At 70.4% G+C, this 20,270-nt stretch carries 19 protein-coding genes and 3 pseudogenes; 12 read left to right on the forward strand and 10 right to left on the reverse strand.

Features of this window, described 5'->3' with window-relative positions:
- Positions 1-195: 195 nt before the first annotated feature.
- The 3 genes and pseudogenes from MDN94_RS33780 to MDN94_RS33790 all read left to right on the forward strand — a co-directional run.
- Entirely contained in the window at positions 196-510 is a 315-nt protein-coding gene (locus MDN94_RS33780; protein WP_482729627.1) for an ArsR/SmtB family transcription factor, read from the forward strand.
- Between the two features lie 38 nt (positions 511-548).
- Positions 549-1,343: an aquaporin gene (locus MDN94_RS33785; RefSeq protein WP_482729628.1), complete on the forward strand. Its 795-nt coding sequence runs from the start codon at positions 549-551 to the stop codon at positions 1,341-1,343.
- Positions 1,340-1,459: pseudogene (locus tag MDN94_RS33790) on the forward strand (FAD-dependent monooxygenase); the annotation flags it as partial. The gene MDN94_RS33785 and the pseudogene MDN94_RS33790, both read left to right, overlap by 4 nt.
- A 486-nt stretch (positions 1,460-1,945) precedes the next feature.
- Here MDN94_RS33790 and MDN94_RS33795 read toward each other — a convergent pair.
- From MDN94_RS33795 to MDN94_RS33805, 3 genes are read right to left on the reverse strand one after another with little or no spacing between them, the layout of a single operon-like run.
- On the reverse strand, positions 1,946-2,440 hold the full coding sequence (locus MDN94_RS33795; RefSeq protein ID WP_482729629.1) for a GNAT family N-acetyltransferase: 495 nt from the start codon (positions 2,438-2,440) through the stop codon (positions 1,946-1,948).
- Positions 2,437-2,805, reverse strand: coding sequence for an ArsR/SmtB family transcription factor (locus MDN94_RS33800; protein ID WP_482729630.1), 369 nt, complete (start codon positions 2,803-2,805; stop codon positions 2,437-2,439). The genes MDN94_RS33795 and MDN94_RS33800 overlap by 4 nt, the downstream gene beginning before the upstream one ends.
- 41 nt (positions 2,806-2,846) lie before the next feature.
- Positions 2,847-3,905: a flavin-containing monooxygenase gene (locus MDN94_RS33805; RefSeq protein ID WP_482729631.1), complete on the reverse strand. Its 1,059-nt coding sequence runs from the start codon at positions 3,903-3,905 to the stop codon at positions 2,847-2,849.
- A gap of 360 nt (positions 3,906-4,265) precedes the next feature.
- On the opposite strand from MDN94_RS33805, the gene MDN94_RS33810 reads away from it, so the two are divergent.
- From MDN94_RS33810 to MDN94_RS33835, 6 genes are all read left to right on the forward strand, one after another.
- Positions 4,266-5,636: an NAD(P)-binding domain-containing protein gene (locus tag MDN94_RS33810; RefSeq protein WP_482729632.1), complete on the forward strand. Its 1,371-nt coding sequence runs from the start codon at positions 4,266-4,268 to the stop codon at positions 5,634-5,636.
- A gap of 1 nt (position 5,637) precedes the next feature.
- Positions 5,638-6,861: an MFS transporter gene (locus MDN94_RS33815; RefSeq protein ID WP_482729633.1), complete on the forward strand. Its 1,224-nt coding sequence runs from the start codon at positions 5,638-5,640 to the stop codon at positions 6,859-6,861.
- A 7-nt stretch (positions 6,862-6,868) separates the two neighbouring features.
- Positions 6,869-7,555 (forward strand): hypothetical protein, encoded by a 687-nt coding sequence (locus MDN94_RS33820; protein WP_482729634.1) that lies wholly within the window; start codon positions 6,869-6,871, stop codon positions 7,553-7,555.
- Entirely contained in the window at positions 7,552-8,337 is a 786-nt protein-coding gene (locus MDN94_RS33825; RefSeq protein ID WP_482729635.1) for a hypothetical protein, read from the forward strand. Before MDN94_RS33820 ends, MDN94_RS33825 begins: the two co-directional genes overlap by 4 nt.
- A 207-nt stretch (positions 8,338-8,544) precedes the next feature.
- Positions 8,545-8,775, forward strand: a complete 231-nt coding sequence (locus MDN94_RS33830; protein ID WP_482729636.1) for a hypothetical protein — start codon at positions 8,545-8,547, stop codon at positions 8,773-8,775.
- 622 nt (positions 8,776-9,397) lie between these two features.
- The gene (locus tag MDN94_RS33835) at positions 9,398-10,234 is read left to right on the forward strand and encodes an SMP-30/gluconolactonase/LRE family protein (RefSeq protein ID WP_482729637.1); all 837 of its coding nucleotides are present in this window, start codon (positions 9,398-9,400) and stop codon (positions 10,232-10,234) included.
- 371 nt (positions 10,235-10,605) lie between these two features.
- On the opposite strand, the gene aspA is transcribed toward MDN94_RS33835, so the two are convergent.
- A complete protein-coding gene (gene aspA, locus MDN94_RS33840) occupies positions 10,606-12,057 on the reverse strand; it encodes an aspartate ammonia-lyase (RefSeq protein ID WP_482729638.1) in 1,452 nt (483 codons plus the stop codon).
- 134 nt (positions 12,058-12,191) lie between these two features.
- Positions 12,192-13,214, reverse strand: coding sequence for an asparaginase (locus MDN94_RS33845; protein ID WP_482729639.1), 1,023 nt, complete (start codon positions 13,212-13,214; stop codon positions 12,192-12,194).
- Positions 13,215-13,341: 127 nt separating this feature from the next.
- Here MDN94_RS33845 and MDN94_RS33850 point away from each other — a divergent pair, with 127 nt between their 5' ends.
- The gene (locus tag MDN94_RS33850) at positions 13,342-13,797 is read left to right on the forward strand and encodes an Lrp/AsnC family transcriptional regulator (protein ID WP_482729640.1); all 456 of its coding nucleotides are present in this window, start codon (positions 13,342-13,344) and stop codon (positions 13,795-13,797) included.
- A gap of 541 nt (positions 13,798-14,338) precedes the next feature.
- Here MDN94_RS33850 and MDN94_RS33855 read toward each other — a convergent pair.
- Positions 14,339-15,316 (reverse strand): oxidoreductase, encoded by a 978-nt coding sequence (locus tag MDN94_RS33855; RefSeq protein WP_482729848.1) that lies wholly within the window; start codon positions 15,314-15,316, stop codon positions 14,339-14,341.
- A gap of 131 nt (positions 15,317-15,447) precedes the next feature.
- Between MDN94_RS33855 and MDN94_RS33860 the strand changes: the two genes are divergently transcribed.
- Positions 15,448-16,065, forward strand: a complete 618-nt coding sequence (locus tag MDN94_RS33860; RefSeq protein ID WP_482729641.1) for a TetR/AcrR family transcriptional regulator — start codon at positions 15,448-15,450, stop codon at positions 16,063-16,065.
- Positions 16,066-16,342: 277 nt separating this feature from the next.
- On the opposite strand, the gene MDN94_RS33865 is transcribed toward MDN94_RS33860, so the two are convergent.
- The 4 genes and pseudogenes from MDN94_RS33865 to MDN94_RS33880 form a co-directional block, all read right to left on the reverse strand.
- Positions 16,343-17,194, reverse strand: coding sequence for a hypothetical protein (locus tag MDN94_RS33865; RefSeq protein ID WP_482729642.1), 852 nt, complete (start codon positions 17,192-17,194; stop codon positions 16,343-16,345).
- Positions 17,195-17,434: 240 nt separating this feature from the next.
- Positions 17,435-17,680: a DUF2283 domain-containing protein gene (locus MDN94_RS33870; protein ID WP_482729643.1), complete on the reverse strand. Its 246-nt coding sequence runs from the start codon at positions 17,678-17,680 to the stop codon at positions 17,435-17,437.
- A gap of 70 nt (positions 17,681-17,750) precedes the next feature.
- Positions 17,751-18,209 (reverse strand): annotated as a pseudogene (locus MDN94_RS33875) (transposase family protein); the annotation flags it as partial.
- A gap of 66 nt (positions 18,210-18,275) precedes the next feature.
- A pseudogene (locus MDN94_RS33880) lies at positions 18,276-19,015 on the reverse strand (transposase family protein).
- Positions 19,016-19,177: 162 nt separating this feature from the next.
- Between MDN94_RS33880 and MDN94_RS33885 the strand changes: the two are divergent.
- Positions 19,178-20,110, forward strand: a complete 933-nt coding sequence (locus MDN94_RS33885; RefSeq protein WP_482729644.1) for a methylenetetrahydrofolate reductase — start codon at positions 19,178-19,180, stop codon at positions 20,108-20,110.
- Positions 20,111-20,270 lie beyond the last annotated feature (160 nt).

Genomic DNA, 20,270 nt, shown 5'->3' on the forward strand with positions numbered 1-20,270 from the left:
GATGGGGATCTGTGGGGCTGAGGGTCCGGCGCGAAGCGGCCGGCGAATCGGGTGGAGAGACGGGCGGCCCCGGCGGGCAGGCGTTCGTCCGACAGGAGGAGCGAGGAAAGCGCGGGCATGGCGATCCCGTTCAAAGGAGCCAATAAGGTCAGTGCAGGCTGGTGTCAGCCCCAGCTGATGTGACAGTATCAGCCCATGATGACGTCAGTCGATACTGATCTGATCCGAGTTCTGGCCGACCCCCTCAGGCTCCAGATCGTGGCCCTGCTCGCCCGCGAGACCCTGTGCACCACCCACCTGGTGGAGGAGACGGGCGCGAAGCAGACGAACCTCTCCAACCACATGAAGGTGCTACGGGAGTCGGGGGTCGTGGAGACGGAGCCATGCGGCCGGTACATCTACTACCGCCTGCGCCCGGAGGTCATCGAAGCCCTCGCCGGTCAGTTCGCCGACCTCGCTCAGACCGCGCGGGCCACCGCAGAAGCGAACCTCAAGCGGGCCTGCCCCTAACCCCCGCTCCCGTCTCACCTGCCCGAGGAGAACCTGCCTTGACCGCCACCGTGCCCGCCGACACCGCCCCTGCGGCGGAGTCCGCCACAACCGCCGACGCTCCGCAGCCGGCGCCCGGCGCCACCCCGCCCAAAGCCCCTCTGGTCGCCCGCGCGACCGCCGAGCTGGTCGGCACGGCCGCCCTCGTCGCGGTCGTGGTCGGCTCCGGCATCCAGGCCACCGGCCTCACCGACGACGTAGCCCTGCAGCTGCTGGCCAACTCCACCGCCACCGTCTTCGGGCTGGGCGTGCTGATCGTCCTCCTCGGCCCGGTCTCCGGCGCCCACTTCAACCCGGCCGTCACGCTGGCCGAGTGGTGGACCGCCCGCCGCGGCGGCGCCGGCGTCACCGCCCGCGAGCTCGCCGCGTACGTGCCCTCGCAGATCGCCGGCGCGATCGCGGGCGCGATCCTGGCGGACGCGATGTTCGGCGAACCGCTGATCAAGTGGTCGCAGCACGACCGCTCCGCCGGGAACCTTCTCCTCGGCGAGGTGGTCGCCACGGCCGGTCTGATCCTGCTGATCTTCGGCCTGGCCCGCACCGACCGGCTCCGCTTCGCCCCCGTCGCGATCGCCTCGTACATCGGCGCCGCCTACTGGTTCACCTCCTCCACCTCTTTCGCCAACCCGGCAGTCACCATCGGCCGCGCCTTCACCGACACGTTCGCGGGCATCGCACCGGCCTCCGTGCCCGGCTTCATCGCCATGCAGCTCATCGGTGCCGTAGTGGGCCTCGCCCTGGTGGCGGCCATTTTCATGCGCGACAAGACGGACAGCGGCATGCCCTCGGCATGACGCAGCGCACGGACGTGGTGGTGATCAGCGGCGGCCAAGGAGGGCTCGCCGCCGGATACCACCTGCGCCGCCTGGGTATCGAGCACGTCATCCTCGACGCCGAGGCGGCGCCTGGCAGCCCACCTGGGATTTCCCCGCGCCTTGATCTTTCGTGCGGTCGCTCTGACCGCCTCCCGGAAGTGGCCGCTCTGCCACAAGGGGCCGCGCGGCTCCCCAGGCTCAGGCGTGCACGGCGCCGGCGCTCGGGCGTCGTCACCGAGGCGCTGGCGTATCTCGGCGTCGCGTTCCAGGACGACGTTCGCACGGTGGGCGGCCTCGCGGTGCTGGCACCAGCGGTTGACGCGGGAGTTGATGGGCACCTTGTCCCGCCACCGGGGCAGGAAGCGGGCCAGGATCTGTTCGACCACCTGGGCGCCGGCGACGATGCGCCGCTGGTGGTCTTCCTCGGCGAGATGACCGCGATGTCACGGGGGAATGGTTCGGACGGCGCCGCTCGGTCAGCTCCAGGAAGCGGTCCAGCTCGGCGCGGGCCCACGCGACATCGATGCCCATGCCGGACAGTGCGCCCCCGCCCGCCGACACCGAATCCGCGTGCCGGGCAGTCAGCCCGCCACTGAACTGCGGCGCTCCAGCAGCACAACGTCGCGCCAGACCCCGCGATGGCGGCCGATGCGCTCACGCATGCCGATGATCCGGAACCCGGCTCGTGCATGGAGGGCCAGGCTCGCGGTGTTCTCGGGGAAGATCCCGGACTGGATGGTCCAGATGCCCGCGGTCTCGGTCGAGGCGATCAGGGCGTCCAGCAGGGCGCGGGCGACGCCACGGCCGCGCGCGTCGGGGTGGACGTAGACGGAGTGCTCGACCACGCCCGCGTACGCGCACCTGTCCGAGACCGCGCTCGCCGCGACCCAGCCCAACACCCTGCCGTCGTCGACGGCGACGAAGCGGTGGCTGGGCAGCTTTGCCTTGTCGAACGCGGCCCAGTCGGGGGCCTGTGTCTCGAAGGTCGCGTTGCCATCGTCGATCCCCGACTGGTAGATGGCCAGCACCTGCTCAGCGTGCTCGGGCAGCAGCGCCTCGATCCGCACCGCGGTCACGCCGTCTTCTCGGCGCCGGCCAGCAGCGCGCCCATGGCCGCGAGCACGGACGCCTCGACCCGGTAGTACACCCACGTGCCCCGGCGCTCGGAGGACAGCAGCCCGGCCTCTTTCAGCTTCTTGAGGTGGTGGGAGACGGTGGGCTGGGAGACACCCACATCGGAGATGTCGCACACGCACGCCTCCCCGCCCTCGTGCGAGGCGACGGCAGAGAACAGGCGCAGGCGGACGGGGTCACCGAGGGCCTTGAACATCTTCGCCGCGACCTCGGCCTCCTCGGCCGAGATCGGGCGCTCCTTCAGCGGCGGGCAGCAGGCCGCGACGACGTCGGGCTCCAGCAACGGCAGAACCTTCACATTCGACATACGTCTATGTTGACACACATCGAACCAAGAGGGGCAGGGGGTCAGGCGCGGGTCAGGTGGGCGGCCAGACGGCGGGCCGCCCGGGCGGCATTCCGGCCGACCCCGCGCAGCGTGTTCGAGGACAGGCTGCGCTGCCACTCCAGTCCGACGAACGCCAGGCCCGGATGCGCGGGAGAGGCGCCGCCGCGGTGGTGCGGGTGGCCGGCCGGGTCGAGGGCACCGTCGAGTCCGGCAAGGTAGGGCAGGTGGGGCCGGTAGCCGGTGGCGAGGATCAGCGCGTCCAGCCGCTCGGTGGTGCCGTCGGCCCACACGACCTGGTCGTCGGCGAGGCGGCTGAACATCGGGCGCCGGTCGGGGGCACCGGCGGTGAGGGCGGCGCGGTAGCGGCCGTCGTCCAGGACCGGCGGGGCGGGCGGAGTCCTCAGCAGCCGACCCAGCGGGACGGTATCCAGGCCGGTGCGGGTGAGCCAGAAGTGCAGGTCCTTGCCCAGCAGGTGCTGACGGGCGAACTTCACCGGCGCCCGCGTGGCCAGGCTCGTGCGGCTTTCGCGGGCGAGCTCGGCGGCAATCTGCACCGCGGAGTTCCCCGCCCCGACCACCACCACACGCTGCCCGGCGAACGCGGTCGGGCTGCGGTAGTCGGCCGCGTGCATGACCCGGCCGGCGAACGTCTCCAGGCCCGGCAGGGCAGGTCGGTGCGGGCGGCCGAAGCTGCCCGAGGCGGCGACCAACGCTCGCGCCCACAGCCGCCCGCCATTCTCCAGCTCGACCGTGAACCCGGTGCCGTCGACCCGGACCGCCGTCACGTGCCGGCGGGTGCGGATGTCGACCTGCAGGCGGGCGGCGTAGGCGATCAGATAGGCGACGACCTCGTCCCGGTGCGGGTAGCGGTCCGGATCCCCACCGAACGGCATGCCGGGCAGCGCGCTGAACCGGGCGGGGGAGAACAGGGTGAGGCTGTCGTAGTAGTGCGGCCATGACCCCGCCGCCTGGTCCGATGCCTCCAGTACCACCGGCTTCAGTCCTGCCCTGACCAGCGCCTGCGCTGTGGCCAGCCCCGACTGCCCGCCCCCGATGACGACGGCTTCCACGTGTTCCACGACGACTCCAAGATAGATGAATGTCTATGTTGACGTCTATCGATACAGGTGCCATGCTGCTCACGCAAGCCATAGACAAACTTCGAAACACGAGGGAGCCGCCATGAACAAGCCGGTCACCCACACCAGCCCGAGTCGCGCCGAGGCGGGTTCCTGTTGCGGCCCCACCCCCGCGCAGCCCGCCGCCGAAGTGGCGCCCGCCCGGTCCTCACCCTCCTGTGGCACCAGCGAGGGTGCGGAAGCAGCGGGAGCCTGCTGCTCCCCGCGAGCCGAGCGCCAGGCCGTCGCCACCGGCGCCGGCTGCTGTTGACCACCCGAAGTCCCCGCCCACCCACCAGCACGAAGACCCGGAGACATGTCATGAGCGAGACCACCGCCGAGCTGCCCGTCGTCGTCATCGGGGCCGGCCCTGCCGGACTTGCTGCCGCCGCCCACCTCCTCGAACGCGACATCACACCCCTCGTCCTGGAAGCCGGCGCGCTCGCCGGGGCCGCTGTGCGCGAGTGGGCTCACGTGCGGCTGTTCTCCCGCTGGGGCGAGCTCGTCGACCCGGCCGCTGAGAAGCTCTTGGCCCCGACCGGCTGGGCCAAGCCCGCCGAGGACACCTACCCTTCCGGCGGTGACTGGGTCGAGCGCTACCTCCAGCCGCTGGCGGACGTGCTCGGCGAGCAGGTCCGCTACGGAGCGCGCGTCACCGGTGTCTCCCGCACCGGCCGCGACCGCGTCGTCGACGCCCACCGCGAGGCCCAGCCCTTCGTCGTCCACTACGACAACGCCGACGGCCGCGAGCAGCGCGTATTCGCCCGCGCCGTCATCGACGCCTCCGGCACCTGGTCCACCCCCAGCCCCGCCGGCGGGAGCGGACTGGCCGCCCTCGGCGAGAAGGCCGCCGCCGACCGCATCACCTACCGGGTCCCGGACCTGAAGGACCCCGTCGTCCGCGCCCGGTACGCGGGCAAGCGCACCGCAGTCATCGGCTCCGGTGCCTCCGCCTTCACCGCCCTCGCCTACCTCGCCGATCTCGCCAAGTCCGACGACGGCCAGGGGACTCACGCCACCTGGATCCTGCGCCGCGGGATCTCCGGCTCGACCTTCGGCGGCGGCGAGGCCGACCAACTGCCCGCCCGCGGCGCCCTCGGCCTGGCGGCAAAGGCAGCCGTCGATGGCGGCTACGCCGACGCGGTCACCGGCTTCCGAACCGACAGCATCGAGAAGACCGACGACGGCCGCGTCGCCCTGGTGGGCGAGGACGGCCGCCGCCTGGACCCGGTCGACGAGATCGTCGTCCTCACCGGCTTCCGCCCCGACCTGTCCTTCCTGGACGAGCTGCGCCTGGGCCTGGACGAGCGGCTCCATGCCCCGGTTGAGTTGGCTCCGCTGATCGACCCCAACCAGCACTCCTGCGGCACCGTCTACCCCCACGGCGTCAACGAGCTCTCCCACCCCGAGAAGGACGTCTACCTCGTCGGCATGAAGTCCTACGGCCGAGCCCCCACCTTCCTCGCCATGACCGGCTACGAGCAGGTCCGCTCCATCGCAGCCCACCTCGCAGGCGACCAGGAAGCCGCCGAGCGCGTCGAACTCACCCTCCCCGAAACCGGCGTGTGCGGCGGCGCGGGCCTCTTCGACGAGCCCACAGCCGCGGAGGAGACCGGTGGCGGGTGCTGCGCGGCCCCTGCCACCCTCACCCTTGGCGCCGCTCCCTCTCCCGCTTCCTCCCGCGGCTGCTGAGGTGAGCGACCTTCAAAGCGGCGTGGTCGCGACCGGGACGGGGGTCCGGTCGCGGCCACGCGCCGTCCTGCCCGCCCTCTGCCTTACTCAGATCACCAGCTGGGGCATCGTCTACTACGCCTTCCCCGTCCTCAACCCGGCCATCACCGCCGACACCGGCTGGAGCGCGGGCGCGACCACCGCGGCGTTCTCCGCCGCCCTCGTCGTCTCCGCCGTCGCCGGGATCTACGTCGGCCGCGTCCTGGACCACCGCGGCCCCCGTACCGTCATGACGGCAGGCTCCGTCCTGGGTTCGCTGAGCCTGCTGGTGATAGCCGCGGCCCCCAGCCCGGCCGTCTTCTGCGCCGGGTGGCTGCTCGCCGGAGGGGCGATGGCCGCGATCTTCTACCAGCCCGCCTTCGCCGCCCTCACCCGCTGGTGGGGCCCCGACCACATCCGCGCCCTCACTGTCGTCACCCTCGCCGGCGGACTCGCCTCCACCGTCTTCGCACCCCTGACCGCGATACTCGCCGACCACATGTCCTGGCGCGCCACGTACACCGTGCTCGCCGGCATCCTCGCCGTACTGACCGTCCCGGCCCACGCGATCGCACTGAAAGCCCCGTGGCCGCCGGCCCCGCCGAGCCCGCCGAACGTCACCGGCGGCCATGAGCAGGTGGTGCGCAGCCGGGCGTTCTGGATGCTGGCTGTCACCTTCACCCTGTCCGCGTTCGCGATGTACGCCTTCGTCATCGGCCTCGTCCCCCTCCTCCTGGAGCGCGGCTACACCACCACCCAAGCCGCGTGGGCCCTCGGCCTCGGCGGCGTCGGCCAGACCCTCGGCCGTACCTTGTACGCGACCCTCGCCCGCCACCTCAACGTCACAGCGCGCACGGTCACCCTGATCGCGCTCGGCGCCCTCACCACCGCAGCCCTCGCCACCGTGGCCGGGCCGTACGCCCTGCTCGTCGGCGTATCCGTCCTCGCCGGGGTGATCCGAGGCAACCTCACCCTCCTCCAAGCCACCGCCGTCACCGACCGCTGGGGCACCAGCCACTACGGCCGGCTCTCCGGCCTTCTCGGCGCACCCGCACACGCCGCAGCGGCCCTAGCTCCCTTCGCCGGTGCCCTCCTGGCCGGACCCATCGGCGGCTACCCCGCACTGTTCGCCCTGCTCGCCGTCCTCTCGGCCGCAGCCGCCGTCACCGCCCTCGGAGCAAGCACGCAACCGGCCGAATGTTCCTGATGACGAGTTGCTGCTGATCGGCGATGACTGGGCGGAAGACCACAGTCGAGGTCCAGGACGACACCGGCCGGAGACTGACCGCCGCGAGGCTGCCCAAGGGCGTGGAGGGCTGGTCGTCGCCCGCGCCCACCAGACCCTGATCCGGGAACGCACCCGCACCTTCCAGCGGCTGCGCAGCACGCTGCGCGAGTACTACCCCGCCGCCCTGAACGCCTACGCCGACCTCACACTGACCAGCACGGACGCCCTGCAACTGCTGATCAAGGCCCCCACCCCGCAGGCCGGGGCGAAGCTGACCCCCACCCGGATCACCGCCGTCCTGGCCCGCGCCCGCCGGCCCAACCGGGACGCCGAAGCAGCCACGATCCAGACCGCGCTGCGCGAACGACAGCTCGGCCTGCCCGAACCGGTCACGGCCGCCTACGCGTGTCTGACCTGCAGTCAGGGGAAGGGCTGCTCAGACGCAGAGAAGAATCTCATTCCCCCGCTGGCCTGCCCCGGCTGCAAGACCCTCGTCCGAGGCGTCTGCCAGGAGCATCCCGGCTTCGGCGCCGACGACACCGGAACGCGGTCCTCGACTGGATCTGCTTGTCCGGTGCCGACGACCCCAGGGAGCTCGCGCAATCGGCCGCGATCAGACTTCATTCGGGTGAGGCGGCGCCGCGTGTCCTGGGAGAGCGGCTGCATCTGGTGATCCTCAAGGATGTCGGTCGGTGGCATCGAGAGGACTGGGGTCTGCTCATGGGTCGGAACATGCGCGTTGGCGAAGGGGCGGATACGGCCGGCTCGCGAAGCCGCACGCTGACGATCGCCGGCGGACTCATGCTCGGTGGCTTCCTTCTCAATGTCATCCTGACCGCAACGCTTCATCCCTCTGGGGAGGAAGACAACCACCCTGAGATCTTCACCGAGTACGCCGACAGCGGCGCTTGGATCGCCGTTCATCTTGGCCAGTTCATTGGCGTCCTGGTGACACTGAGCGGCCTGCTCGTGCTGTACCGCGTCCTGCGCGGCGTCGACAGGTCTTCCCTGCTTGCGCAGCTCGCGGCCGCAGCAGCCGTTGCGACCGCCGCGATCTGGGCTGTCCTGCAGGGGCTGGACGGCGTGGGACTGAAGCAGGCCGTGGACTCATGGGTCAGCGCGTCGGGCGCGGAGAAGACGAGCCGCTTTGCCAATGCCGAGACCGTGCGCTGGCTGGAATGGGGACTCCAGAGCTACTTCCGCATCCTGCTCGGGCTGACCCTCGCCCTCTTCGGGACTGCGATCCTCGCCAGTCGCCGGGTCGCTGGCTGGCTGGGCTGGACGGCCCTTGTCGCAGGTGTGTGCTCTGTGATTGTCGGAGTCGACGTGGGCTACAGCGGCCTGGCCAGTGGGCTCCAGGACGTCCTGGGTATCGCCATCTTTATCCTCGTCCTACTCTTCGCCGTCGGAGTGCTCGTCACCGGAGTACGCGAGCACAATCGGCGCGACCGCTGAACCGATCGGTGCTCCACCATCCGCCAGGCACTCGTCCTGGCACCGCACCCGACCGTGAGGCCGGCTGCGGTCGGGTGCGACGGAGCTCGACGGGGCCGTCCCGCCGCACGGCTGTGCCGACGCCTGCGGCTGACCGCGGGCCGGACCCGGTTACTCAGGCTGCTGACGGCGCCGGCATTGCCGGACCGCGCCCCCCGGGTGCTGGGGGTGGACGACTTCGCCTGCCGCAAGGGCTGCACCTACGGCACCGGGCGGGTCGACGTCGAGACCGGCCGAGTCTTGGACGCGCTGCCCGACCCCACCTCCGAGACGTTCGCAGCCCGGCTCAAGGGCCGTCCCGGCGCGGACTCGTCTTCGCCGAACTGGTCCGCCACCAGCGCGGATACCTCCTGCTGGAGTGGATCGGGCAGGCCGAACAAGGCCCGCCGAAGCCCATGAAGGGCTTCGCCGGCTTCCTCCGCCAGGACCTCGACGCCGTCACGGCCGGTCTCACCCTCCCCTGGAACTCCGGCGTTACGAAGGACACGTGAACCGGGTGACGAGATCGGCATCACTGCGGGTCGCCGCCATGATGATCCGCGTCTCGACGGGCATGAGTACCTGCCCGCGGCACCCCTCGCGAGCCGGTAGGCGACCGTGTTGCGGTGCACGCTGAGGATGCGCGCGGCCTCGGTGCAGGGGTTGCTGAATGCCACGGGCAGCGTGCGGCGGAGGTCCGCAGCGTGGGTGGGGGGCAGGCGGTCGAGCGGAGCGAGGAACGCGCGGGCCCACGCGCCGGCGGGACAGGGATCCAGCAGGTCAACCGGGTTGGCGCTGCCGGGCTGCAAGACGGGCTGCTATGTATCGGCTCAGCCGTACCGCACCTTGGGCTTCGTGACAGGCGCCCAGGGCCTGAATGAAGGGCCGGGGGTCACTGCCGCCCAGAGGGCCCGCGTGAGCAGCCTCGATCCAGGTCCCATGCGCCGACGGCGGTCCGTGGTGCGGCTCGGCGCCCACGGGCGATGAGTTTCCCGTCCGCCGGCGGTCAGAACCGGTACATGGCCGACGACGGAGGCAAGAAATGGCTCTGCGAACACTGCTCACCGGACACGGCCTCGTGGAATCGCCCCGATGGCACGGGGATCGGCTCTACTTTTCCGACTGGTCCGCAGGCGAGGTGATCGCCGTGGACCTCGCCGGCCGGAGCGAGACGATCGCGCGCCTGAAGTCACTACCGCTGTGCACCGCCTTCCTCCCCGACGGGCGGATGCTGCTCGTCTCGTCCCCCGACGGGCTCCTGCTGCGCCGTGAGCCGGACGGGACGCTGGTCACGCATGCCGAGCTGGGCAGGCGGCCGGGCTGGAACGACATCGTCGTGGACGGCCGCGGGAACGCGTACGTCAACAGCATCGGCTTCGACATGATGGCCGGCGCGCCGTACGAGACAGGCGTCGTCACGCTGGCCACGCCCGACGGAGCGGTTCGGCAGGTGGCCGACGGACTCGCCTTCCCCAACGGCATGGCGGTGACGGCCGACAACTCGACCCTCGTCGTCGCCGAGTCCTACGGCCACAGCCTGGCGGCCTTCGACATCGACACCGACGGCGGGCTTTCCGGCCGGCGGGTGTGGGCCGATCTCGGCGACGGCACCCCGGACGGGATCTGCCTCGATGCCGAGGGCGCCGTCTGGTACGCGGACGTGCCCGGCAAGCGGTGCGTACGGGTCGCCGAGGGCGGTCAGGTCCTGAAGACCGTCGAGCTGGACCGAGGCGGCTTCGCCTGCGCGCTCGGCGGCCCCGACGGCACGACACTGTTCGTGGTCGCGGCCCGGTGGAGCGACGGACCGGAGCTGGTCCCGGCGGGCAGCGGCCAGGTCCTCACGACAGAGGTCCCCGTGCCGGCGGCGGGTCGGCCGTGACCCACGCTCCGCTTGCCTTGTCCGGCGCCTCTGCGCGGACCGGAGACCTCGGGTGGCGGGACTCCTTCCGGGCGGCCCGAGGCAATGCGGGGGCGGCGAGCAGGCGTCGTCGTACACGACTAGGCCGTCACTACGGAGGCCCATGGGTGCGGCCCTTGAGCAACCGGGGCAGCAAGTACTGCCCGGACGGCCTCGCAGGGCGCGGCCGCCTGGCGAGCATCAGGAATTCCTTCAAACGCGCCCTGGAACACGAGCCGTACGAGTGGGTCCTCGTCGTCCCCCGCACCCTGACTTCCGGGGAGCGAACCTACGGGGCCGCGAGGTCCGTTCTCGTGAACCGGGCCACCCGCCCGGCCGCGCCGTCGGGCGGCTCAGCCGAGGGCCGGGCTCGCAGCCGCGGTCAGGACGTGGGGGCGGGCGAGATTGTCGGGGTGGAGGACGAGCTCGAGCTCGCTCTCGGTCAACAGGCCCTTGGCCAGGACGAGTTCGCGCACACTCCGGCCGGTCACCAGAGCTTCCTGGGCGACGGCGGTGGCCTGCTCGTACCCGATGTGCGGGTTGAGCGCGGTCGCCAGGCCGATGGAGTGAGTCACGAGGTGGGCGAGGTGCTCACGGTTCGCGGTGATGCCGGCGACGCAGCGTTCGGCGAGGGTGAGGCAGCCGGCCCGCAGGTGCGACAGGCTCTTGAGGAGGCTGTGGGCAATGACCGGTTCGAAGGCGTTCAGCTGGAGCTGACCCGCTTCGGCGGCCATGGTCACGGCCATGTCGTTGCCGATGACCTCGAAGGCGATCTGGTTGACGACCTCGGGGACGACGGGGTTCACCTTGCCGGGCATGATGCTGGATCCCGCCTGCACCGCAGGCAGATTGATCTCTGCGAAGCCCGCGCGGGGCCCGCAGGACAGCAGCCGCAGGTCGTTGCAGACCTTGGAGAGCTTGACGGCGATCCGCTTCAGCACGCCCGACAGCTGGACGAACGCCCCCGCGTCCTGAGTGGCCTCGACGAGGTCGTCGGCGACCGTCAGCGGCAGCCCGGTCACGGTGCGCAGGTGACGGCAGGCCAGCGCCGCGTACTCGGGGTGGGCGTTGAGCCCGGTGCCGATGGCGGTGCCGCCGAGGTTGATCTCGCGGATCAGCTCCCGTGCCTCGGTGAGCCGCTTGTGGTCCTCGGCCAGCATGACGGCGTACGTGGCGAACTCCTGACCCAGCGTCATGGGAACCGCGTCCTGGAGCTGTGTGCGGCCCATCTTCAGGACGTCCGCGAACTCCTCGGCCTTCGACGCGAACGCCGAGCGCAGCACCTCCATGGCGTCCAGCAGCCGCTGGGCCGTGAAGTCGAGAGCGATCTTGACGGCGGTCGGGTAGACATCGTTGGTGCTCTGGCCCGCGTTGACGTCCTCAAGCGGGTGCAGGTGCGCGTACTCGCCCTTGCGGTGACCCAGGAGCTCCAGGGCGCGGTTGGCCACGACCTCGTTGGCGTTCATGTTGGTCGAGGTGCCGGCGCCGCCCTGGATCACGTCGACGACGAACGCGTCGTGGAGCCGCCCGGCCCGGATCTCCTCGCACGCCGCCACGACCGCGTCCGCCTTGCGTCCGTCCAGCAGGCCGAGATCGCGGTTGGCGAGTGCCGCGGCCTGCTTGACGCAGGCGAGGGCGGTGACGAGATCCGGATAGGCCGAGACGGTCGTGCCGGTGATGGGGAAGTTCTCCACCGCCCGCAGGGTGTGGATGCCGTAGTACGCGTCGGCGGGGACGTCGCGGTCACCGAGCAGGTCGTGCTCGGTACGCGTCGCGGGGTGGACGTGGTCCTGGGGCGTGGCCATGGAGGTTCGGACTCTCCTGTTGCGTGGGTACGCCGGTGGGGCGTGGGTGAAGGGGCCCGGGAGCACGGGTGGCGCCGGGCGAGACTTTCGCAATGACGGCCGCCGGTCCGCGCGGTGCGCGGCGGCCGCATGGCCTAGGCCCGGGTGAGTTCGGACGGCGACGCGGCGCCGGCCGGCACGGGGACGGCGAGGGCGTGGCGCAGTACCTCGTCGCGCTCGCGCGGGTCGGTGGCGGCCAGCAGCGCGCTGAGCACTGCTACACGGGTCTGGCCGGCGCGCAGCGTGCCCGCCGGCGCGGCCCCGGCGGCTACGAGGTCGACCGCACCGCCGTGGGTGTAGATCTCGGAAACGGGGCCGGCATGGACACGGCTGGTCAGGGCGACGAGCACGCCGCGGGACACCGCGGCGGCGACGGCCTCGACGGTCTCCGGAGTGGCGTTGCCGGCGCCGGTGGCCACCAGGACGATGCCCTGTGCGCCGGCGCCGACGGCCGCGTTCAGCAGATACGGGTCGGCGTCGCAGTGGTGCATCACCATGTCGACGCGTGGCGGGCTGTCGGGCATGGCCGGGAGCGGCAGGCCCGCAGGACGCCGGGGGTGGCGAAGGACCGAGACGCGCCCGAAGCCCACGTTTCCGATCCGGGCGCCGGAGGGGTCGGCGAAGGCATCTGCCGCGAGTGTCTGGGTCTTGATGGTGCCGCGTGCCGCGTGCACCTTGCCGTCGAAGGCGACCAGCACGCCGAGGCCGCGGGTCGTCGAGGCGGTCAGCAGCGCGTCGTGGAGGTTGCCGGGGCCGTCGCCGTCGGTGGCGTCGAGCGGCAGCTGGGCGCCGGTGAAGACGACGGGACGCGGGTCGTCGTGATGGAGGTCGACCAGGAAGGCCGACTCCTCCAGGGTGTCGGTGCCGTGCGTGACGACGATGCCGTCCACGTCCGGGTCGGCGAGCACCTCGTGGACGGTGCGCAGCAGGGTGAGCTGGTGGGCCGTGGTGATACGGGGGCTGTTCACGCTGAACAGGTCGACGACCTCGACGGTGACGTTCTCGGGGACCGCCGCGGTCGCCATGACCTCATGGCCGTGGGCATCGGCGGCGAATCCGGATCCCTGCCAGCGGCTGGCTATGGTTCCGCCGGTGCTGATGACGACGATACGTCCCATCTGCGTTCTCCTCGTCGATGCCCTGGGGGCGGTGGTTCGAGCGTGACGCAACGATAGGCGAATTATCCCGCAATATGATTGCCTCTTCGGCTCGCAAGTTAGCGAAAGTGTGGTAGATAATTGCGCAATGGACGCCATCGATCGTGCAATCTTGCGTGAGCTCCAGAAGGACGGACGGCTCAGCAACCAGGACCTGGCGCAGCGAGTGGGCCTGACGCCCTCGCCCTGCATGCGCCGGGTCCGGCAACTGGAACAGGACGGCGTGATCCAGGGCTACCGCGCGATGATCGACCCCGAGGCCGTGGGGCGCAGCTTCGAAGTGCTCGTCTCCATCGAGGTGCGGCGTGACCGCGAGGCGGTCGAGGCATTCGAGGCGGCGCTCCAGGACATCCCGGACGTCATCGAGGCGTACCGGTTGTTCGGCAGCCCGGGGTGCCTGCTGCGCATCGCGGTGGCAGACCTGCGGGCATACGAGCAGCTGTGGATCGAGAAGCTCACGGCCCTGTCCGGCGTCACCGAGGTCAACTCGCAGATCATCATGAAGCGGATCAAGGAACCGGCCGGCCTGCCGGTGGACGGCTGACGGCTCCGTCGCCCTATAAGGGCACGAGGACGGCGGCTCGGTCCGGGCGGCCGGTGAAGCCGACCACCGCCGTGTCCTCCAGGATGGAGGAACTCTTCGAGCTGCTCGCGGACGAAGGTCTCGGGAACGAGCTGACCGTCCACCCCGGACCGTCGGCGTGCGGCAGAACCTCCGTGCGCCCTCCGCCACCTACCGCGGGTGCTTCTCCATGCTGGTCATCCTCGCGGACGAGGGCTGTGCCGGGCGGGAGTCCCAGGCGTTTCTCACCGAGCGCCCGGGCGTCCACCTTGTACGGCCGGACCGGAAGAACGAGCCTGTGGCACGCCGACTTGGACCTGTCCGTCAGTGTTGGTCAAGGCAGGGTTCGACAGTCTCAACGGTCGGCTCAGCCTGGAACAACACGGCGGAGAACCCCCGCCGGCACATTCGCCGGCAGGTCGGCCAACGCCGTCTCGCCCCAGCCGGCATCCGGCACGACTGGGGCATCGGTGCCAAGGTCAACCGATCTCTGATTGCGTATGTGCCGATTGAGGCGTCGGGCTCACTCATCCAGGACTCTTGGGTGGGCGGGGCATGTGGCATCGTCGGACAGCCGGAAGGGAACGCCTGTGAGTTTCTCGGACAGCTCCCACAGCCGGCGGGCGGTGCCGGTGTCACGGATGGCGCGCTCCCGGTTACGCAGGATCGGCTCGCCGCGTAGCTGCAGCGGTCCGTCGGGCACGACATACGCTCCGCCCGGGAGGTCCGGGACGGTCGCGGCGTACAGGGATGTCTTGGCGCCTTCGGAGGTTGGGCGGAAGGCGACGCGAACCAGCAACCGGATGGACGCTCCATAGAGTCGACCACGGTCGGCGTTGGCGCCGCCGGTGAGAACGTTGGTGCGGGTGAGCCCGGGGGCGACGGTCATGCTGCGCAGCCTCAGGCCGGCGGCGTCGGCGCGGCGTTGCAGTTCGGTGGCGAAGTAGAGGTTGGCGCGCTTGGACTGCAGGTAGGTGAACATCGCCCGATATCGGCGCTCGGCGTTGAGGTTGCCCAAGTCGAAGCGGGCGAACCGCTGGCCTTCGCTGCTGACGGTGACCACCCGCGGATCAGACGAGGCGAGCAGATGGGGCATCATCAGCCCGGTCAGGGCGAAGGTGCCCAGGTGGTTGATCCCGAACTGCGACTCGAAGCCATCGGCGGTCCGGGCGAACGGCACCATCGCCACGCCGGCATTGTTGACCAGCAGATCGAGCCGATCATGGTCCCAGCCGTCGGCGAAGGCGCGTATCGAGGCAAGGTCGGCCAGGTCGAGGCGGCGCACCTCGGCATGGGCGCCGGGTGCCCGGGCGAGGAGCCGATCCAGGGCGGCCTGCCCCCGTTCGGGACTACGGCAGGCCAGCACGACGTGGGCGCCTCGGCGAGCGAGCACCTCGGCTGTGACCTGGCCGATACCACTGTTGGCTCCGGTCACCACCACCAGGCGGCCGGATTGGTCGGGGATGGCGTCGAGGGTCCAGGTGCGGGAAGCGCTGGGCATGGCTCTCCTTCTCAGCTCGCGGGTTGAGGCGTCCGGTACACAGCTGGACAGGACCCGGCTCAGCGCAACTTCCAGTTGCGATAGGCTGGAGCCTGGCATGCAATCGGCCACTAACGCAACTGGGAGTTGCAATGGAGTTGGGTTCCTCGGGTCCTGCACGTCCGGTCGGGCGCGGCCGCAAGGCGCAGGCGGCGGTGCGCGCGGCTACCCTCGCCGAGTTGCTGGATCGGGGATATGCCGAGCTGACCGTCGAGGGGGTGGCCCAGCGGGCCGGGGTGCACAAGACGACGGTCTACCGGCGCTGGAAGGATCGCGCGAGCCTGGTCGTGGACGCGCTTGCAGAGCACTTCGCCACCGACATCCCGACCCCGGACACCGGAGCCATCGAGACCGACCTGCAAGCGCTCGCGCGGGCGCTCGCGCAGAGCATGACAGGCCCGGTGGGCAGGGCGGTGCAGACCGCGATGTACTCCGACGCAGGCCGGCTGCCGGAGATTGCCGAGGCGCGGCGCCGGGTCCTCGCCGACCGGTTCCGGCGGGCTGAACCGGTGATCACCCGCGCCATCGAGCGAGGCGAACTCCCGGCGGAGACGGATCCGGTCGAGCTGCTCAAAACGCTGGCCGCACCGATCTACTTCCGGCTGCTGGTCAGTGCCGATCCGATCGAGGAGGACACCGCCGACCAGGCCGTGCGGATCACGCTCGCCGCCGCCCGCGCCGGCGCCCTGACACAAGGCTCGGCAGCGTGAAGGACAGCGTGTTCGCCCCACGCGCACAATGCCGCCAGGTACCGCAAGGCTCTGGCCCCGGTGATCTCCTACGCGGGCAAGGGCAGGCGTGGGCCATCCGTACCGATCCAGAGGCGCTGCCCGGGATCACCGGGCTCGCCGACGCGGTCAGCGGCTCGATCGACGAACTCCGGAGCACCCCGCTGCACCGGAAGCACGAGCCACAATCCGGAGCGTGCATGCGGCCCGACGCACCGAAGCGTGCACGCGGCCCCGGGCGACGCTCGCGCTCCGCGGATCAGCGGTGGGGGAACCTGTCGTGGTGCGAATGCCGCCCGCGGTGGTCGTCGTGCCCGTCGCGGCCTTCACGTCCCTCGTCTCGGTGGTGGTCCTCGAATTCGCGCCGTCCGGAAGGAATCTCGACGGTGTCGCAGTAGACCACCGGCCCCTGCGAAGTGGTCGGTACGGGGCCGTCGGCCGGGATGCCCTCGGTCTCCACGACCAGCAGACGGAGCGGCCCTCCGCGTCGCGTGGACGGAACCGGCACCTGACCCGTGTAGAAGGGCCGAGTGGCGGACTCCGCGTCGATCGAGGTCAGTTCGGTGACGGTGTCCTCGACGTCGACCCAGCCCAGATCCTCGTCGGTGACGGCGCCGTGGCGGCGCTGCAGCGTGGCGGTGATCCGTGGCGGCAGCGAACCGGTGGGGTCCCAGGAGGGGCCGGTGACACTGACGTCCAGCGACTCCCCGGTCCGCACGCGCAGTTCCCGGTCCGGCAGGGTGCGCACCAGGTCGGCGAGGACGACCGGCGACATCTCGGCCCCGGGGACGGCGTCCGGCTGGTAGCGGACCAGGGCGAGCCGGACGAACGGCAGGCAGGCGTCCTTGGTGTCCAGTTCCAGATCGCAGAACCAGCGGCCGCCCTCCACGCTGCTGTCGAACTGCGGGGCGAAGCCCATGACCGTGACGGTGAGTGGATCGGAGGGCGTGGCCATGGGGAGGGGCGTGGACTGTCGCACCGCGTTGGTGAACACGTCGGGGGTCGGGGAGACGACCGGCGCGGAACGGTGGACCGGGTCGCGGCCCATCAGGGTGACATGGGCGTCCCGTACGGATGCCGGGTCGCCCCCCGGAGGCTCGCCGAGGACCACTCCGAGCAGTTCACCGTCACCGGAGGAGAAGCTGGACGCGTCGGGACGGCGGCAAATCGACCACGCTGGCCATGGACGGATAGTGGTGCATGGCACTGACAGTCGGGATCTCTTCCACGGCCTCGAACTGTCATCCCAACCGCTTTGACCACGGCTCACTTTCGGGCGACTTTACCTACTGAGCTTTTCCAACCCGTGGCATGACGCGGCAGGGTGGCCGCGCTGCCATGCTCGAACACTTCATGCGCCTTCGGCGTCCAGTCGCTCTGCGGACCGGAGCAGGTACTCGGGCAGTTTTGAACTGGCCGCCAACACTTCGATGCCGATGATTCGGCCCTGCTCGTCGAAGTCGAGGTTGATCATGCCGTCGACGTCCACCGGGTCGCAGGCGTACATGCTCGCGGATTGCACTCGGGCCTGGGGTTCGGTGAAGTACACGTACGCCGCGTTCACGGACTTGTCATAGGTGACTTTGACCTCTGCCACGGTGATGGCTCCCTTGATGTAGTTGATGGCGGTATTTTGCTCGTTCGCACTGTGAGCGGCCTCGCCGGCCTCAGACTGACGCTGTGAGTTGCAAGGTCAGGACGGCCATGACGATGTCGGTGATGCGGGTGGTGCTGCAACGGAGTTTGCGCAGGAGGCACCAGCCTTTGATGGAGGGGTTGGCCTGCTCGCCGATGGCGCGGACCTTGGCATGGAAGGAGTTCACCGCTCGCTTGCCGGCAGGGAGCGTGCTCCAGCGGCCCCGGCAGGGCACGCGGATCGTGCCCCGGGCTCCCTGGTAGCCCTTGTCCGCCCAGGCCCGGACGTCGGCTTCCGTAAGCGCTCGGATGATGCCGTGGGTCCGGGCGGCCCTGATGTGGTGAACGGCGCCCGGCAGCGCGGGTGAGGCCCGGAGCAGGCGTCCGAACGGGTCGGTGAGGACCCGGACGTTCATACCGTGGCGCTTGTGTTCGCCGCAGGAGAAGGGGCGGTCCGCGGCAATGCGGTCGATGGCCAGCAGCCTCGCCTCGTCGTGCAACCCATCCCGCCGAAACCTGCCGCTCCATCAGGTTGGAAAGGGCTCACTGAGGGTTTCTCATCCTGAGCGCCAGGCGATCTCGATGGCGTGAACGGCGGCGACCGTGCGGCCGATTCGGTTGGTGCTGCAGCGTGCTTTGCGGAGGATTCGCCATTGCTTGAGGCGGGCGAAAGCGCGTTCTCCCGGGGCCCGCAGCCGAGTGTGGTCGCGGTTGAACTGGGCGTACTTCTCGGGCAGGTCGCGGCCGTAGTACGGGGTGCGGATAGTGGCACCAGCTCCACGGTAGGCGCGGTCGGCGAAGACGAGGATCTGACGGGACAGGCATGCCTGGATCACACCGTGCGCGCGGGCCGCGGTCAGGTCGTGCGGCCGGGCAGTGCCCGCGAGAACCCCAGCGGCCTGCCGTCCGAGGCAGCCACGACCTGCACGTTCATCCCGTGACGGCGGTGCTTCATCGAGCAGTACGGCCCATCCGCCGCGATGCGGTCCGTGGCGATCAGGGTGCCGTCGAGGATGACGAACCCCTCTGGTGGCAGCTCGCACAGAGCCTCGTGCAAGCTCGGAGCGCGCTCGGCGAGGATCTCGACAGTCTCAGTCACGTACCGACCGGCGGTGGCGGTGGAGACGCCGAACCCCGCGGCGACCTGGGCCAGGGTCTCGTTCTTGCGCAGGTGCACCAGGACGAGCAGGGCCTGCCTGAAGCAGCCCAGCTTGCGCCAGCGGGAGCTCACCTCACACCTTCGGGCGTAGATGAGCCAGGAAACGTGCTCAACGACCTCGTGAGGGACGTCGAGCATGGCACGATACGGGGCCAACAGGGCTCCTATGTCGAGACGTTGGCGAGTGAGATCACCAGCGCAACGACCAGGAGCCCTGCCGCGTTACGGACCCCGACCGCCAGTCGCCACCACCCGCGAACCACAAGATCAGAAGCGTTCGTGGGATGAAATAATGCACGAATGGCTTCCCCCGAGACCGTGACAGCCGCCGAGCTCATGGACCGCACCCGTGACGGCGTCCTGCTCTTCGGCCTGACCCCGCCACGGCAGACCACCACCCCCGAGCAGGCCGACGCCGTCGCCGCCGCGGCTCTGACCCGGCTCCGGTCGGTGCAGGTCGACGGGCTCATCCTCTACGACGTGGACGCCGAGGCCGACCGGACCGAGGCCCCGCGACCGTTCCCGTTCATGCCGATGATGGACCCGGCCCACTTCCTCGACGGCCACCTCGCCGACTGGGCCGGCCCGGTGATCGTCTACCGCGCCGTGGGCAAGTACACCGGCGACCAGCTGGACCGCTGGTGGTCGCAAGCCGACCGCGACCGGGTGCTGACCGTCCTGGTCGGCGCGGCCTCCCGGCACCAGGTGGTCCGGACGAGCCTTCCCGAGGCCTACCGCCGGCATGCCGGGTTCTCCCTCCCGCCGCGGATGGGCGGCGTGGTCATCGCCGAACGGCACGCCGCCTCGGGGACGGAGCACGCACGCATGCTGCGTAAGCAGGACGCCGGCTGCGAGTTCTTCGTCTCCCAGGTCTGCTACGACCTGGACCACACCCGCAACATGCTCTCCGACTACACCCACGGCTGCCGCGACCAGGGCCTGGACCCGAAGCCGGTAGTGCTGACCCTGGCCCCGTGCGGGTCGGTGAAGACCCTGGAGTTCATGACCTGGCTCGGCATCGAGGTCCCGCGATGGCTCCAGGCCGAGATCACCCGCGGCGACCCCCTCGCCGCGTCGTACGAGCAGTGCCTCCTCAACGCCCGGGCCCTGATCGCGTACTGCCGCCGCCTCGGCCTGCCTTTCGGGATCAACGTCGAGAGCCTCACCAACCGCAAACTGGAGATCGACGCCTCCATCGACCTCGTCCGGGAGATCCGCGACCTGCTGGGCTGAATCATCGTCAGGTCGGCAAGCGGTCGCCGCCGTTCACGCCATCGAGATCGCCTGGCGCTCAGGATGAGAAACGCTCACTGCCCGGAGAAGCTCAGCCGTCACTCAGCGTGGCCGCGCCACAGAAGTTGAACAGAACCCGAAAAATGAGTGCGGTGCCGTG

Source organism: Streptomyces sp. WAC00040, from assembly GCF_056835925.1.